Here is a 14,077-nt window from a genome sequence, read left to right on the forward strand (position 1 = left end):
TTCCTAGACAATCAAAATGATAAGTGAGAAAATAAGTATGTTAATGTTTCTGTAGCTCAGTAGGATAGAGCAATCGCCTCCTAAGCGATAGGCCGCTGGTTCGATTCCAGTCAGAAACGTAAAGGGGAGACTAATGGTGACCTGCTTCAAAGGAACTGGAAGAGACTCTTAGGAACAAGCCCAAAGAGAGTATCTGAAGTTACAAAGAAGCAACCATTAGAACCCGTAAAAAGGTGAGACTAAAATCGTTATGCTCAAAAAAACTGGAAGCCAGCCCTATGCAGAAAAGCAAAAAGGACTGGCTGAAGTTTTAAAGAGCAGATTTTAGAACCCGAGAAAAAGGTGAGACTAATGGTGACCTGCTTCAAAGGAACTGGAAGAGACTCTTGGGAACAAGCCCAAAGAGAGCATCTGAAGTTACAAAGAAGCAACCATTAGAACCCGTAAAAAGGTGAGACTAAAATCGTTATGCTCAAAAAAACTGGAAGCCAGCCCTATGCAGAAAAGCAAAAAGGACTGGCTGAAGTTTTAAAGAGCAGATTTTAGAACCCGTAAAAAGGTGAGACTAATGCTGGTTTACATATAAAAAAGAAGCGCCTCTTTTGAGGCGCTTCTTTTTTATACCTATTATTAAGCCCAGTCACCATTTCTAAATAATGGAACTCGAGAACCGTCGGCACGGATGCCGTCGATGTTCATTTTATCTGAGCCAATCATAAAGTCAACGTGGGTTGTGCTACGATTAAGGCCAGCTTCAAGTAACTCATCATTTGTCATTTCAGTTCCACCTTGTAAGTTGAAGGCATAAGCTGAACCTAATGCAACATGGTTTGAAGCATTCTCATCAAATAAAGTATTGTAGAATGTAATACCTGATTGTGAAATAGGAGAAGGATCTGGAACAAGAGCGACTTCACCTAGACGTTTAGAACCTTCGTCAGTGGCCACTAATTTTTTAAGGACATCTTCACCTTGTTCAGCAGAGCAATCAACAACCGCGCCATCTTTAAATGTGAATGACATGCCTGTAATGGTCGTACCAGCATAGCTTAAAGGTTTTGTACTAACGACTGTTCCATCAACACGGTTGCGGTCAGGAGCAGTGAAGACTTCTTCAGTTGGCATATTAGCCATGAATTTTTCACCGCGTACGTTGTAGCTTCCAGCACCTTCCCAGCTGTGGTTTTTAGGTAATCCGATAACTAGGTCAGTGCCTGGTGCTGTATAGTGTAATGAATCAAATTGTTCAGCATTTAATTCAGCTGCTTTTTTATTCAATAGAGCATCATGTTCTTCCCATGCTTTGATTGGGTCTTCTTGGTCAATGCGAGTCGCTTTGAAGATAGCATTCCAAAGAGCTTCTACTTGCTCGTCGTTTGTTGTTAAGTCAGGGAACACTTTAGCAGCCCAGTCGCGACCAGCTGCCGCAACAACAGTCCAACTGATTTTATTCGCTTGAGAAGCTTGGCGTAAAGCACCCATAGCTTTTCCTGACGCGGCTTGGTAAGTTGCAACACGTTCTGGATCAGTACCAGCTAAGGCATCTGGATTTTGAGAAACAACACTAATACGGCTAGCACCAGCGGCAACCCAGGCATCCATTTCTGCAACTTTATAATCTGGAATGTCTGTTAATAATGATTCATCAGCGTGTAAGAAGAATTCTTTCTGAATAACATCGTCACGCCATTGAACCATGACGTTTTTAGCACCATTAGCATAAGCTTCTTTGGTAATTAAACGAGCAAGGTCAACTTGTTCGACATCAATTAATAAAACAACAGAGTGGCTCTTTTGAACGTTTACACCTGTTTTTACAATCAGTTTTGCGTAAGCTTCTAATTTTTCTTGAAATGTATTTTTAGTCATAACTATTCCTCCTGAATATCAATTAGTTAAAGAATATAATACCATATATAATTTGAAATCACTAATTAAATACTCTTTGTATTTTAATGTTCTAAAATAGTCCGAAAAAAAGTAAAAAGTCTGTTATATCAAGGTTTTAAGACGAACAATTGAATGATACAATAACAGAAATAAGAGAAGTGTTGGGGTTAGGAATTATCAAAAGAGAGGAAAAGAAAATGCCTAGAAAAAAAATGGTGACACGATCAGATATTATTGAGGCCGGATTCATGCAACTGATAACCAAGGGACCGAAAGGGTTTTCTTCGCGTAAGATAGCCGACAAATTAAATTGTTCGACTCAACCTATTTATTTAGAATTTAAAAATATGGACGAGCTTCATGCTGCTGTTTTAGGACACTTTGAAAAGATAATCAAACGTATTGATGAAATAGCTGTTGATCATACTGATCCTTTGATAGCTGCTAATCTTAAATTTTTAAATTTTGCTAAAGATGAAGGCAAAATATTTCAAGCGTTATTTTTAAGAGAAGATAAAATTGGAGAAGATTTAAAACGTTTTTGTCGAAAAATAGTATTGTCACACATTGATGACTCTCAAAAATATAGAGAGATAAGCGGTGAGGTGAAAGAAACTTTATTTTCAAGTACGTTGTTACTTACTATGGGTGTCGCTACGATGAGACTTAATGGTTCGATTAACCTCGAAAATGCCAAAGTGGTTTCTCTTTTAGAAGCGATGGTAGAAAATCGGTTATCAGAGTCTGGTGAGAAAGTTCTACTATAAATAAAAAAAACGCCATTAGGCGTTTTTTTTATTTATTAATTTAATTTAGCAGCAATCTCTTTAGCGAACGCTTCTAGATTAACGATGTCATCTTCTTCGGCAGCAAGGTCAACTTTGACTGCAGTTGCTCCTTTAGTTGCACCTGTCTTTTCGAATGCTGCTTCAAAATCATCAACAGACTGACAGAATAGCTCGTAGAAGGTATCCCCTGAACCAACGACACCATAAACCTTACCTTTTAGATCAACTTCTTGTAATTCTTCGTAAAAATCGACGATTTCATCTGGTAACTCGCCGTCTCCGTATGTATAAGTTGCAATAATACAAATATCAGCATCTGAAAAATCAGAAGCATCTACTTGTGAACACTCTTCTTGTTCCACTTCGATATCTAGATTTTCTAACGCTTCAGCAACGATATCAGCGATTTCTTCTGTATTACCCGTTAAACTTGCGTAAACTATTTTAGCTAATGCCATACTATTCATCCTTTCGCTATAAAGCTTTAAATACTACTTAAAATTATAACAGAAAACAAGATTATTGAAACAAAAAAATAGTAACCACAGTTATTTGGCTAGTGTCGGACATTGTGCTAAAATATAGAGTGCAAAGTTACGATTCATTATAAGATAACGTAACGATTGAGAAGGGATGAGAAAATATGATTACATTAAAATCAGCAAGAGAAATAGAAGCAATGGATAAATCAGGAGAACTTTTAGCAGATGTTCACCGTCAATTAAGAACCTTTATTAAACCAGGTATTACAAGCTGGGATATTGAAAAATTTGTTCACAAGTATATTGTGGATCACGGCGGAATTCCTGCACAAATCGGGTTTGAAGGATATGAGTATGCAACATGTTGCAGTATTAATGATGAAATCTGTCATGGTTTCCCTCGTAAAGAAAAACTAAAAGACGGCGATTTAATCAAAGTAGATATGTGTATCGACCTTAACGGCGCGATGTCAGATTCATGTTGGACATATGTTGTAGGTGAGTCTAATCCAGAACTTGATAAATTAATGGAAGTGACTAAAAAAGCATTATATCTAGGGATTGAACAAGCACAAGTTGGTAACCGTATTGGCGATATCGGACATGCTATCCAAACCTATGTAGAATCTGAAAACTTAAGTGTTGTTCGTGATTTTATTGGTCACGGCATTGGACCAACTATTCACGAAGCACCAATGGTTCCTCACTACGGTGAAGCGGGTAAAGGATTACGCCTTAAAGAAGGTATGGTTATCACGATTGAACCAATGGTAAACACTGGAACTTGGAAAATGAAAATGGATGACAATGGTTGGACTGCTCGTACATTAGATGGCGGGTTAAGCTGTCAATACGAGCATACGTTAGCGATTACTAAAGAAGGTCCTCAAATTTTAACCTCTCAAGGAGACCAATAATAGACGTCAAAACGTTATTAAAGGAGCCTTATGAAGTCAGTTGAAAGAATACTCAATAATCAAACGTATCGAAAATTAATAGGAACTATACAAGAGCGTTTTAAAGGGGCGGAGGTTGGTCTTTCAGCTGCTGCGATTGCGTATTACCTATTGTTATCTTTATTTCCACTAACGATAGCAATTGGTAATATTTTACCCTTTTTAAATCTCGATCCTGAAATGGTTCTCCCTTATATATCAGCGATGGTTCCTGAAAGTATCTTTACGATGTTAGAAGGGACGATTCGTTCGCTATTAAGTGTATCAAATGGTGGTGTCCTTTCTGTATCAGCGATAGCAACATTGTGGGCAAGTAGTCGAAGTATTAATGCACTCCAAATTACTCTTAATAAAGTATATGGAGTAGAACGTCGTGCCAACATGATTTTAACGCGGTTATTTTCATTTGGAGCGATTTTCTTATTCTTACTTTCTGTTATTGTTGTCGCGTTATTATTTAGTTTTGGACAACGAATATTAGATTATATTTTACCCATTTTAAATTTACCTATATCAATAGTGGATATTTTTCAAACATTAAAATGGCCGGTTACTTTGTTGGTCTTGTTTGTAACGATGTGTGTTATTTATGCTTTTTTACCAAATGCTAAAGTGAGGCTACGTTCAATCTTACCAGGAGCTATCTTTGCTTCGGTCGGTTGGATGATCCTGACCCAATTCTTTGGGTTGTATACGCATTACTTTTCAAAAGGGTTTACGAGTTATGGGTTGATTGGTGGGTTCGTTGTCTTTATGCTGTGGCTTGATTTTGCTGCGACAGTTATTATCTTAGGTGGGCTAATCAATGCTGTCTTTGAAGAATTTATCAGTGGGTCGATTGAAACACGCAATAGTAGTCTAAATGTTCCATTAAGAAAAATAGCACGTCAAGGTAAAAAATACACTATAAAAAATAAGCATTCCGAGTAATTTAAAATTACTTAGAATGCTTATTTTTTTTCTTACGTTTTTCTAACCGTTCAATACGATAAGCTCGATTTCCGATAAACTTCAACGCATCCATCAGAGGTTGACGTTCCGTACCGGTCAAGCCGATTAACTCAACGAAAAGTTCAAGACCAAATAACAGTGCGATGGTCATAATGATGTTGGCCCACATGTCACTAAAGCTATAAAGTATAGCAATGAATGAGAAGATAAATGCTAGAGCGTAAATCATTAAGACCGCTCCTCGGTGTGTGAAACCTATCGATAGTAAACGGTGATGCAGATGCATTTTATCTGCTGATGAAATGGGCTGTTTATTAAGAAGGCGACGGATGATTGCGAAAAGAGTATCTGTAATTGGCACACCTAGAATAATGAGTGGTGTGATTAATGAAATAACAGTTGTATTCTTTAATCCTTGTAATGAGAGGATGGCTATCATGAAGCCTAAAAACAGTGCGCCGGTATCACCGAGATAGATTTTCGCTGGATAAAAGTTGAATGGTAAAAATCCTACCGTGCAAGCTACCAATATAAAAATCATGATAGGGACTTGGATAATAACACCATAACTTGCTACCGAAATATACCCGACAATTCCCATGGACATCAATGCGATAATCGATACACCAGAGGCGAGACCGTCTAAACCATCAATGAGATTAATCGCATTCGTTAAGGCAATAATCCAAATCAAGGTTAAAGGTAAACTTAGAAATCCCAAATTGATATCAAAGAAGGAAAAAAGACTTACGGTATTCATGCGAATATCAGCAATATAATACGCGGATAGTGCGCCTAATGTAATGCCTAATAACTTTTGTTTAGGTGACAATTCAAAAATATCATCCAAAATACCTGTTATAACGACAATCCCACTTGATAAAATGATTTTTAAAGCATAATCTTTTGGGATAACATCAGGAAAGATGAAAAGTGTCGTAATAATAAAGGTAATATAAATGGTTAAGCCACCAGCTGATGGCATTGGTTTTTTATTTAATCGACGAGCGTTTGGATAATCAACAGCTTTAATAAAAAGTGAAAAACGTCGACCGATTGGAGTTATTAGGTAAGCAATGGCAGCAACAAGAAGTAGCCGTAGTACCAAACTTACAATAAAATTCATAATTATAAACCTACTTTCAGTATTCTTGTCTATTATACAGTACAACGGAATAACTGCCAACTTAAATAATATATTATGGAAAGTTTAAGACATATTAGCCGACTAGGTTTGTCATAAAAGATATGGTATAATAATTTGGATATTAATTAAGAAGGATGACACAAATGACTGATAAAAACAAAATCAAAGAGTCAAGTGAAACGAAAAAAGTTAATACGAAACAATCGGATGAAACGATAAAAAAAGAAACAAAAAAAGAAGAAGTAGAGAAGATAAAACCTGAGAGTTCAGAAGATCTACGCACGATATTATTGGAAGATGATTTAGTAGATGGTGCTATTTTCGATGAAATGCGTGAGAAATTAGAAGCGGCGACAGTCGAGGATGATCCGGAAGCTGATGATCCAGATGCTGTATTAGAAGAGGCTATTAAAGATTATCAACTCAAAAGTGTAAAACGTAAAGAAATTACGAAGGCGACGACTTTAGAGAAAAGAAAAAAAAGAAATCGCATCTTAATTATTGGGTTACTGTTGTTATTATTGGGGATAGTTGCCTATAGTGCTAACATTTTTACTACGGTGAATAGCTTTCTTAATGATTCGTATAAACCGTTGAACAGAAAAACAACGATCAATGATAATATTGACCCATTGAATGATCCGATTTCTATTTTAGTGCTCGGAATAGACAATAATGATGAGCGAAATTTAGAAGCAACTCGAACGGATGCTATGCTACTTGTAACAGTTAGCCCTAAAAATGGTAAAATCAGTCAGGTAAGTATCCCTCGTGATACCTATACTCAGATAAATTCTGAAAAGTATACCGGTAAAGGAAAAATTAATGCAGCGTATGCCTACGGTGATATTGAAGCGACCGTAGATGCAGTAGAAAACCTAATGAATGTCCCAATTAATCATTATGTGACGATTGATTTCCAAGCATTTGAGCAGATTATTGATGCGTTTGATGGAGTGGAAGTAGATGTACCGTATGATTACACAGAGCAAAATGCTAAAGGGAAGTTTAAAGTGAAGCTGAAAAAAGGACGTCATGTTCTAAACGGGGAAGAAGCACTAGCCTTTGCCAGAACTCGTAAAGCCGATGATGATGTTAAGCGAGGCAGTCGTCAACAAGAAGTCATGCAAGCTTTATTAAAAAAAGCAATGGGATTAGGTTCAATCACCAAATTTCAAGATGTGATTAAGGCGCTAAGAGGTCATTTTTGGACGGATATGAATATGCCGACGATGTTAGCGGTAGCCCAGTCCGGTCTAACCAATAGTTATGATTTTGATTCTTATATTTTCTCATGGATGAGTTTCACTTATTATGGCGAGAGTATGGTAGGACTTCATGAAGATAGTTTAGATTATATCAGTCATCGTATGCGTTATAACCTAGGGTTAGATGCAGCGGATGAAAGAGATGTAGAGGGCTTTAAGTTGGAATCAAATGGAGTTGTCTCACCGGACACATTCCCTGAAGATGGCATGGCCATAATAGATGATTAATGTGAAGTATCAGGGATAATTGTTTCTTAATTATCCCTATTATTATTTTATAAGCATCAAAAGATATTTTAAGAACATCTGAAAATAATGGTGTTCTAAAACAATTAGAGTAAGGTGGCGTTTAGTTTGACTCAAGAAAATAGACAAGTTAAAGTTCGGATGGAAATGATCACAAAAGAATATGACTTATATAAGAAAAAATCAGATAAAGTGAAAGCTCTTTTTAAATTTTCACAAAAAGATATTCCACATTTTTGGGCACTTAAAGGAGTGGACTTAGAAGTTTATTCAGGTGAAACGGTTGGTTTGATTGGGATCAACGGGTCAGGGAAATCAACCTTATCCAATATTTTAGCTGGCATTATTCCACAAACAAGCGGTGTTCTTGAAATTAAAGGTGAGACCTCAATTATTGCGATAGGCGCTGGTCTTAAAGGACAATTAACAGGATTAGAAAATATTCGCTTGAAATGTTTGATGACAGGCCTAACGAATGAGCAAATTGATGTTATTTTAGATGATATTATCGCGTTTGCTGATCTGGGTGCATTTATTGACCAACCTGTAAAAAACTATTCGAGTGGGATGAAGTCTCGTTTAGGGTTTGCGATTGCGGTGCATAATAACCCAGATATTTTAATCATTGATGAAGCCTTATCAGTAGGTGATGATACGTTTTATCAAAAATGTGTCGAGCGTATTGAACAATTTAAATCAGAAGGTAAGACAATCTTCTTCGTTAGTCATTCGTTAGCTCAAATCGAAAAACTCTGTACACGTGTGTTGTGGATGCATTACGGTGAGGTGAAAATGTTTGGTGAAACAGCTGAAGTTGTTAAAGAATATAAAGATTTTACTGCTTGGTTTAGGAAACAGTCACCAAAAGAGAAAAAAGCCTATCAAGATAATTATAAGAGTCAACAGACAGCCTTCAATGAAGAGAAGTTAGCTGAACTTGCTAAAGAAAAAAATAAAGATCCAGAAGTTTTAAAAGGGCCTCCGATTGGTAAGATGACACGTTTTACAAAAGTGATGTTAGGCGTGGCAGTATTAGCACTCATTTTTTTAGGCGCGATAAATATTAATGGACGTGCCCTAACGACAGTGATCAAACAGCCGACGGTCTTATTTGAGAAACCGATGCCGCTGAAACGTCTTGACCCTAAAACTGGTAAGCCTATTGTGCAAAAGAAAAAGACAAAACAATCACCAGTTAAAGGTAAGGGCTATGAGGGTTAAAGGTCAATTTAATCAATGGGCTAAAGTAGCCTATATGACTCTGGTTAAATTAAAGTCAAAACGAGCAAGACGACAAGGCATATGTCATGGCGTGGCGTACCTGCTTAGTTTTCCAGGGAATGACCGTGGTCTAATTAAACGACTGACTCAAGAAAAAGATTTAGGTATGGTGACGGTTTATTATACCAAGGCGTGTGAGACAGAGGTGGAAATTTACCGAGATATGGGTCTTACGTGCTATAGCCTAGATGAGACCACCTCTTTTTTTAAAGAATGTGTTGCTAGGATCACTAACTCCCGTTATGTCATCTGTGACAATTACTTTGCGTTTATGGGAGCGTTAGAGCTTTCAGATGAGACGACTGTTTTTCAAATATGGCATGCAAATGGTGCGATTAAAACATTTGGATGGCAAGATAGAGCGACCGCTACGCGTTCAAAAGCAGATCATAAACGGTTTCAAGCGGTCTATGATGCTTGCGATTATTATGTTGTGGGCTCTGATAAGATGGGAACCATTTTCCAAGAAAGCTATCAGATTTCTGAAACAAAGTTGCTTAAGATAGGTTGTCCTCGAACAGATTATTATTTTGAAAAGGGATATAAAGTTCAAGCGAAAGAAAAATTTCAGCTGGCTTTTCCTGAGTTCAAAGAGGAACAGATAGTATTGTATGTCCCGACTTACCGACCGTATGAGACTAGTGTGATAGAGGCAATGTTTAACCAGCTAAGCTTGCCTGAAGGGATGGTTGGGTTTGCACACTTGCATCCTCATATGACAGAGTACCGAGCTGATGGACCGCTTAAGTTTGATTTAAAAGGTCTTACATTAGAAGAATTGTTATATAATGTAGACATTCTAATTACCGATTATTCGTCTGTTCCGTTTGACTATAGCGTAATTAAGCCAGAAGGACAGCTTATCTTTTACTGTCCAGACTTAAAAACCTATAAGAAACAAGTTGGGCTTCAACCAGATTTTGTGCAAGGGGCGAGTTCAACTATTGTACAAACTATAGAGGATTTAGAGAAAAAAATAAAAGCGCATGAGGGGCTGTTAGCCGCTGATTATGGCGTAAGCTGGCAAGAGTATAATGATGGCCAAGCCAGTGAGCGTTTAATTGAATTTATGAAAACGAAATGAAGGGATGACTAACATGGAAAAGGAAGTCATACTAGGTTTACCTGTTGCTGTTGCGACCTTAGATGAGATTATCGCTGAATTACCAGAACATTTGCAGCAAGGGGATAAAACACTTTATTTAAGTATTAATCCTCAAATTGCTTTACATGCGAATAAGCATCCAGAAATCGTTGACTTAGCTAACAAGGCGACTTACGGCATTGCAGATGGCATAGGAATTGTCAAAGCTTCGAAACAACAAGGTGGCAAGATAAAAGAGCGGGTAACAGGCATTGATTTGATGTATCGCTTGTTGGCTTTTGCTAACGAGAGAAAAGAATCTATCTTTTTATACGGTTCAAAGCCAGAGGTTCTAAACGATACTGTTAAAGCGATTAGGAGAGAGTATCCTGACGTTAAAATCGCGGGTTACATTGATGGCTATACCGCTTTGTCGGGTGAACAAGTTGCAGCAGAGATAAATAAAGTGAAGCCGACATTTGTTTTTGTCGCGCTAGGATTTCCAAGACAAGAGCAGTGGTTAGCGGAGTACTATGAGAGTTGTGATGCGAAGGTCTTTCAAGATGTGGGAGGCAGTTTTGATGTGATAAGTGGTCATGTGAAGCGAGCACCTGATTTCTTTATAAAGTACCGTTTAGAATGGTTATACCGCTCGTTAAGTAGCCCAAAACGATTGTATAGAATAGCGGAATTACCACTTTTTATGTTCCAAGCTAAAAAATGGCATAAAGCGAACGTAAAACTGAAATGATGAAGACAAAATAGGCGAGTGAAGTCTTAAAGGAGTTTGACATTATGAATGATGTAAAATTAGTTTTAAAAGAACAACTAGAAAATGTCGGAATTATCCGTCGAATCTCTAAATATGAAGAAAAAGCAACGTATCAAAGTCACTACCTAGGCTTAGTGTGGCAGTTTTTAAATCCAGCGATTCAGATTGGAATTTATTATTTAGTATTTGGTTTGGGTGTTAACCAAGGGAAGCGAGTAGATGGTGTGCCGTTTATCATTTGGATGATTATCGGAATGATTGCCTGGTTTTTTATTAGCAGTTCTATCTTAGGCTGTTCTAACAGTATTTATCGTCAGGTTGGACTGGTGTCTAAGATGAAGTTTCCGGTAAGTATTCTCCCATCGGTTAATATTACGAGTAATTTTGTAAGTTACCGTGCAATGATGGTACTTCTATTAATCTCAATGTTGGCTGCTGGTGTGACACCTACGATTTATTGGTTACAGTATTTTTATTACTTTATCTGTATGATCGCTTTCCTTTTTTCATTCGGCATATTAAATGCGACGATAAGTGTGTTGGTCCGTGATTATCACATCATGTTACAATCAATCTTACGTTTACTTTTTTACTTATCAGGCCCGATTTGGAATATCGAAACAGCGGCCCAATTTGCAGGTAAAGATTTATTAATCCGTATCTTACAACTTAATCCCATCTACTATATTATTAACGGCTTTAGAGATTCATTTTTATCTAAAGGATGGTTCTGGGAAAAAGGAACGCAAACTTTATTTTTCTGGTTAATTGTGGGGGTACTATTGACGTTAGGCTCGCATTTACATATGAAGTTTAGAGCTCGTTTTGTGGATTTTATTTAACTTTAAAAAATAATACTGTTAAAGGTATTATTTTTTTTATTTATGAAAAAAGGGCACTTTATTAAAATAAATTAAAAGAATGATTTAAAGTTAAAAAAAGAGCTCATTAATATGGTAAAATGTAAAGTATCGTGGCTTATTCTGTATTAGAGAGGTAGAGGGTAAGTACTCAATCAAATAAGAAGAGGGATTAGACATTATGAAAAAAGTAATTACGTATGGAACGTTTGATTTGTTACATAAAGGTCATGTGAACATTTTAAAACGTGCGAGAGAATTGGGAGACCACTTGACTGTTGTTGTCTCATCGGATGAGTTTAATGCGTTAAAGGGGAAAAAGGCCTATACATCTTATGAAGACCGCAAGTATATCTTAGAAGCCATCAAATATGTAGACGTTGTCTTACCTGAATTTACGTGGGAGCAAAAAGTGGATGATGTTAAAGATAACAATATTGATGTCTTTGTTATGGGGGATGATTGGGAAGGTAAATTTGATTTCCTCCAAGAACACTGTGAGGTTGTTTACTTACCAAGGACAGAAGGTGTCTCAACAACGAAGATAAAAGAAGATTTAAAAGATCAATTGTTAAAAAAATAATAGATTAGTAATAGAGTGATCCTTGGAGGAGACGTTAAATGGAAACATATCTTATTACAGGAGGAGCAGGTTTTATTGGCTCAAATTTGACAAACTACCTGGTAAAGGAACATAAAGTTGTAGTTATTGATGATCTATCGATGGGGCAACAAGAAAACTTGAAACCTTCAGCAAACTTAACTTTTATAAAAGGTGATGTGACGGACAGGAAGTTAATGAAAGAGATAATTACAACTAATGAGTTTGATTATATTTTTCATTTGGCGGCCATAGCGAGTGTAGCGGACTCAGTTGAACGTCCGGTAGAAACACATCAAGTTAATTTTGAAAGTGTTTTAATGCTTCTTGAATTAGCTAAAGAGCATCAAAAGAATATGAAGAGACTTGTTTTTTCATCATCAGCAGCAGTTTATGGTGATGAACCGACTTTACCTAAAACAGAAGAATCGGTCATTAGACCGTTGACACCTTATGCTATTGATAAATTTGCTGCAGAACGTTTTGTACTAACATATAGTAAGCTTTATAATGTTCCAACTAGTGCAGTGAGATTTTTCAATGTATTTGGTCCTAATCAAAATCCTAAATCGCCATATTCAGGTGTCATTTCTATATTGGTAGATCAATTCAAAAGACGACTTAGAGATGAAGAAACACTTTTTAGTGTGTACGGAGATGGTAAACAATCAAGAGATTTTATTTATGTGGATGATGTGGTTCAAGCGTTATTGTTAGTTTCTAAAAGTATGATCTCACTGGGAGAGGTTTATAATGTTGGTACAGGAAACGAAACCGATTTAAATGAACTTATCATGATGATATCAGAAATTTTAGAAGTAGAGTTACTAGTAAGCTATGAAAAAGCTAGAGTAGGTGATATTCCTAAATCCTTAGCTGATATCACAAAGCTTAAGTCAATTAATTTTAAATCCAACTATAGTGTAAAAGAGGGTTTAGAAAACTATTTAAAGAATATATAAAAAAGTATTTATAATATGGAGGTTCCAATGGAAGAGACGTTTAGTTTAGAAGAAATTTTTAGTTTGATTAAAAAGAAAATGGCATTAATTTTGTCAATGATGTTAGTGGGAATTGGTATAGCGTCATTAATAACTTTTTTTATAATAACGCCCAAATATAGTTCGTCAGCTCAGTTGTTAGCTAAAATGGCGCAAAATGAAAATAATACAGTCAACGTTGGCGATGTGAATGCTAACTTAATGTTAATTAATACCTATAAAGATGTTATCAAATCAAACGTTGTGATTGATGAGTCGTATGAAAAGTTAGTAAAAGAAGTAGGTTTTAAAGGCGATGAATCAGAATTAAGAGATATGTTAAGCGTGGAACAGTCACAAAACTCTCAAATGTTTACTGTGAAGGCGACATCGAAAAATCCGGAAGAAGCTCAAGCTATAGCAAATAGTATTTCTAAAGTTTTTCAAAAGAAAGCAAAAGATTTGATTGATGTGGACAAAGTGTCAATCATTGCGAAGGCTCCTTTGAATGAAAAACCTGTATCACCTAATAATAAATTAAATATTCTAATAGGTGCAGTTTTAGGATTGTTTGTTGGTTTAAGTGTAGCTGTTCTAAGTCAAATTATGGATAAAACAATCAAAGAAGATAAATTTATTACGGATCAATTAGGTTTTAGAATTTTAGGGACAGTTCCCGAAATGACAGCTAAAGAGTTGAATGCTAAGGCAGATATGACAGTAATAGAAAAAGCAAATGATTTAACAACACGTTCACGTAGGAAAGGGTAG

At 36.4% G+C, this 14,077-nt stretch carries 14 protein-coding genes and 1 tRNA gene; 12 read left to right on the forward strand and 3 right to left on the reverse strand.

What is annotated here, in order from left to right:
- Positions 1-45: 45 nt before the first annotated feature.
- Positions 46-119: transfer RNA gene (locus OL233_RS03360), tRNA-Arg, on the forward strand.
- Positions 120-630: 511 nt separating this feature from the next.
- On the opposite strand, the gene OL233_RS03365 is transcribed toward OL233_RS03360, so the two are convergent.
- Positions 631-1,869, reverse strand: a complete 1,239-nt coding sequence (locus OL233_RS03365) for an aminopeptidase (protein WP_275470962.1) — start codon at positions 1,867-1,869, stop codon at positions 631-633.
- Between the two features lie 218 nt (positions 1,870-2,087).
- Between OL233_RS03365 and OL233_RS03370 the strand changes: the two genes are divergently transcribed.
- Positions 2,088-2,657 (forward strand): TetR/AcrR family transcriptional regulator, encoded by a 570-nt coding sequence (locus tag OL233_RS03370; protein ID WP_275470963.1) that lies wholly within the window; start codon positions 2,088-2,090, stop codon positions 2,655-2,657.
- Between the two features lie 35 nt (positions 2,658-2,692).
- Here OL233_RS03370 and OL233_RS03375 read toward each other — a convergent pair whose 3' ends face one another.
- Entirely contained in the window at positions 2,693-3,136 is a 444-nt protein-coding gene (locus OL233_RS03375) for a flavodoxin (protein ID WP_275470964.1), read from the reverse strand.
- 185 nt (positions 3,137-3,321) lie between these two features.
- Here OL233_RS03375 and map point away from each other — a divergent pair, with 185 nt between their 5' ends.
- Together map and OL233_RS03385 are read left to right on the forward strand one after the other, a co-directional pair.
- Positions 3,322-4,077: a type I methionyl aminopeptidase gene (gene map, locus OL233_RS03380; protein WP_126831489.1), complete on the forward strand. Its 756-nt coding sequence runs from the start codon at positions 3,322-3,324 to the stop codon at positions 4,075-4,077.
- Between the two features lie 30 nt (positions 4,078-4,107).
- Entirely contained in the window at positions 4,108-5,046 is a 939-nt protein-coding gene (locus OL233_RS03385) for a YihY/virulence factor BrkB family protein (RefSeq protein ID WP_275470965.1), read from the forward strand.
- Between the two features lie 7 nt (positions 5,047-5,053).
- On the opposite strand, the gene OL233_RS03390 is transcribed toward OL233_RS03385, so the two are convergent.
- On the reverse strand, positions 5,054-6,193 hold the full coding sequence (locus tag OL233_RS03390; RefSeq protein ID WP_302470522.1) for an MraY family glycosyltransferase: 1,140 nt from the start codon (positions 6,191-6,193) through the stop codon (positions 5,054-5,056).
- 164 nt (positions 6,194-6,357) lie between these two features.
- Here OL233_RS03390 and OL233_RS03395 point away from each other — a divergent pair, with 164 nt between their 5' ends.
- The 8 genes from OL233_RS03395 (at position 6,358) to OL233_RS03430 (ending at position 14,077) form a co-directional block, all read left to right on the forward strand.
- Entirely contained in the window at positions 6,358-7,710 is a 1,353-nt protein-coding gene (locus OL233_RS03395) for an LCP family protein (protein ID WP_275470966.1), read from the forward strand.
- A gap of 126 nt (positions 7,711-7,836) precedes the next feature.
- Positions 7,837-8,949, forward strand: coding sequence for an ABC transporter ATP-binding protein (locus OL233_RS03400; RefSeq protein WP_275470967.1), 1,113 nt, complete (start codon positions 7,837-7,839; stop codon positions 8,947-8,949).
- Complete coding sequence (locus tag OL233_RS03405; RefSeq protein WP_275470968.1) at positions 8,939-10,093, forward strand: CDP-glycerol glycerophosphotransferase family protein; 1,155 nt, start codon at positions 8,939-8,941, stop codon at positions 10,091-10,093. The genes OL233_RS03400 and OL233_RS03405 overlap by 11 nt, the downstream gene beginning before the upstream one ends.
- Positions 10,094-10,106: 13 nt before the next feature.
- A complete protein-coding gene (locus OL233_RS03410; protein ID WP_275470969.1) occupies positions 10,107-10,844 on the forward strand; it encodes a WecB/TagA/CpsF family glycosyltransferase in 738 nt (245 codons plus the stop codon).
- 44 nt (positions 10,845-10,888) lie between these two features.
- The gene (locus tag OL233_RS03415; protein ID WP_275470970.1) at positions 10,889-11,707 is read left to right on the forward strand and encodes an ABC transporter permease; all 819 of its coding nucleotides are present in this window, start codon (positions 10,889-10,891) and stop codon (positions 11,705-11,707) included.
- A gap of 199 nt (positions 11,708-11,906) precedes the next feature.
- Positions 11,907-12,308, forward strand: coding sequence for a glycerol-3-phosphate cytidylyltransferase (gene tagD, locus OL233_RS03420; protein WP_275470971.1), 402 nt, complete (start codon positions 11,907-11,909; stop codon positions 12,306-12,308).
- 38 nt (positions 12,309-12,346) lie between these two features.
- Positions 12,347-13,288, forward strand: coding sequence for an NAD-dependent epimerase/dehydratase family protein (locus tag OL233_RS03425; RefSeq protein ID WP_275470972.1), 942 nt, complete (start codon positions 12,347-12,349; stop codon positions 13,286-13,288).
- Positions 13,289-13,315: 27 nt separating this feature from the next.
- Positions 13,316-14,077, forward strand: a complete 762-nt coding sequence (locus tag OL233_RS03430) for a YveK family protein (protein ID WP_275470973.1) — start codon at positions 13,316-13,318, stop codon at positions 14,075-14,077.

This window comes from Vagococcus proximus, from assembly GCF_029143285.1.
GTDB lineage: Bacteria > Bacillota > Bacilli > Lactobacillales > Vagococcaceae > Vagococcus_D > Vagococcus_D proximus.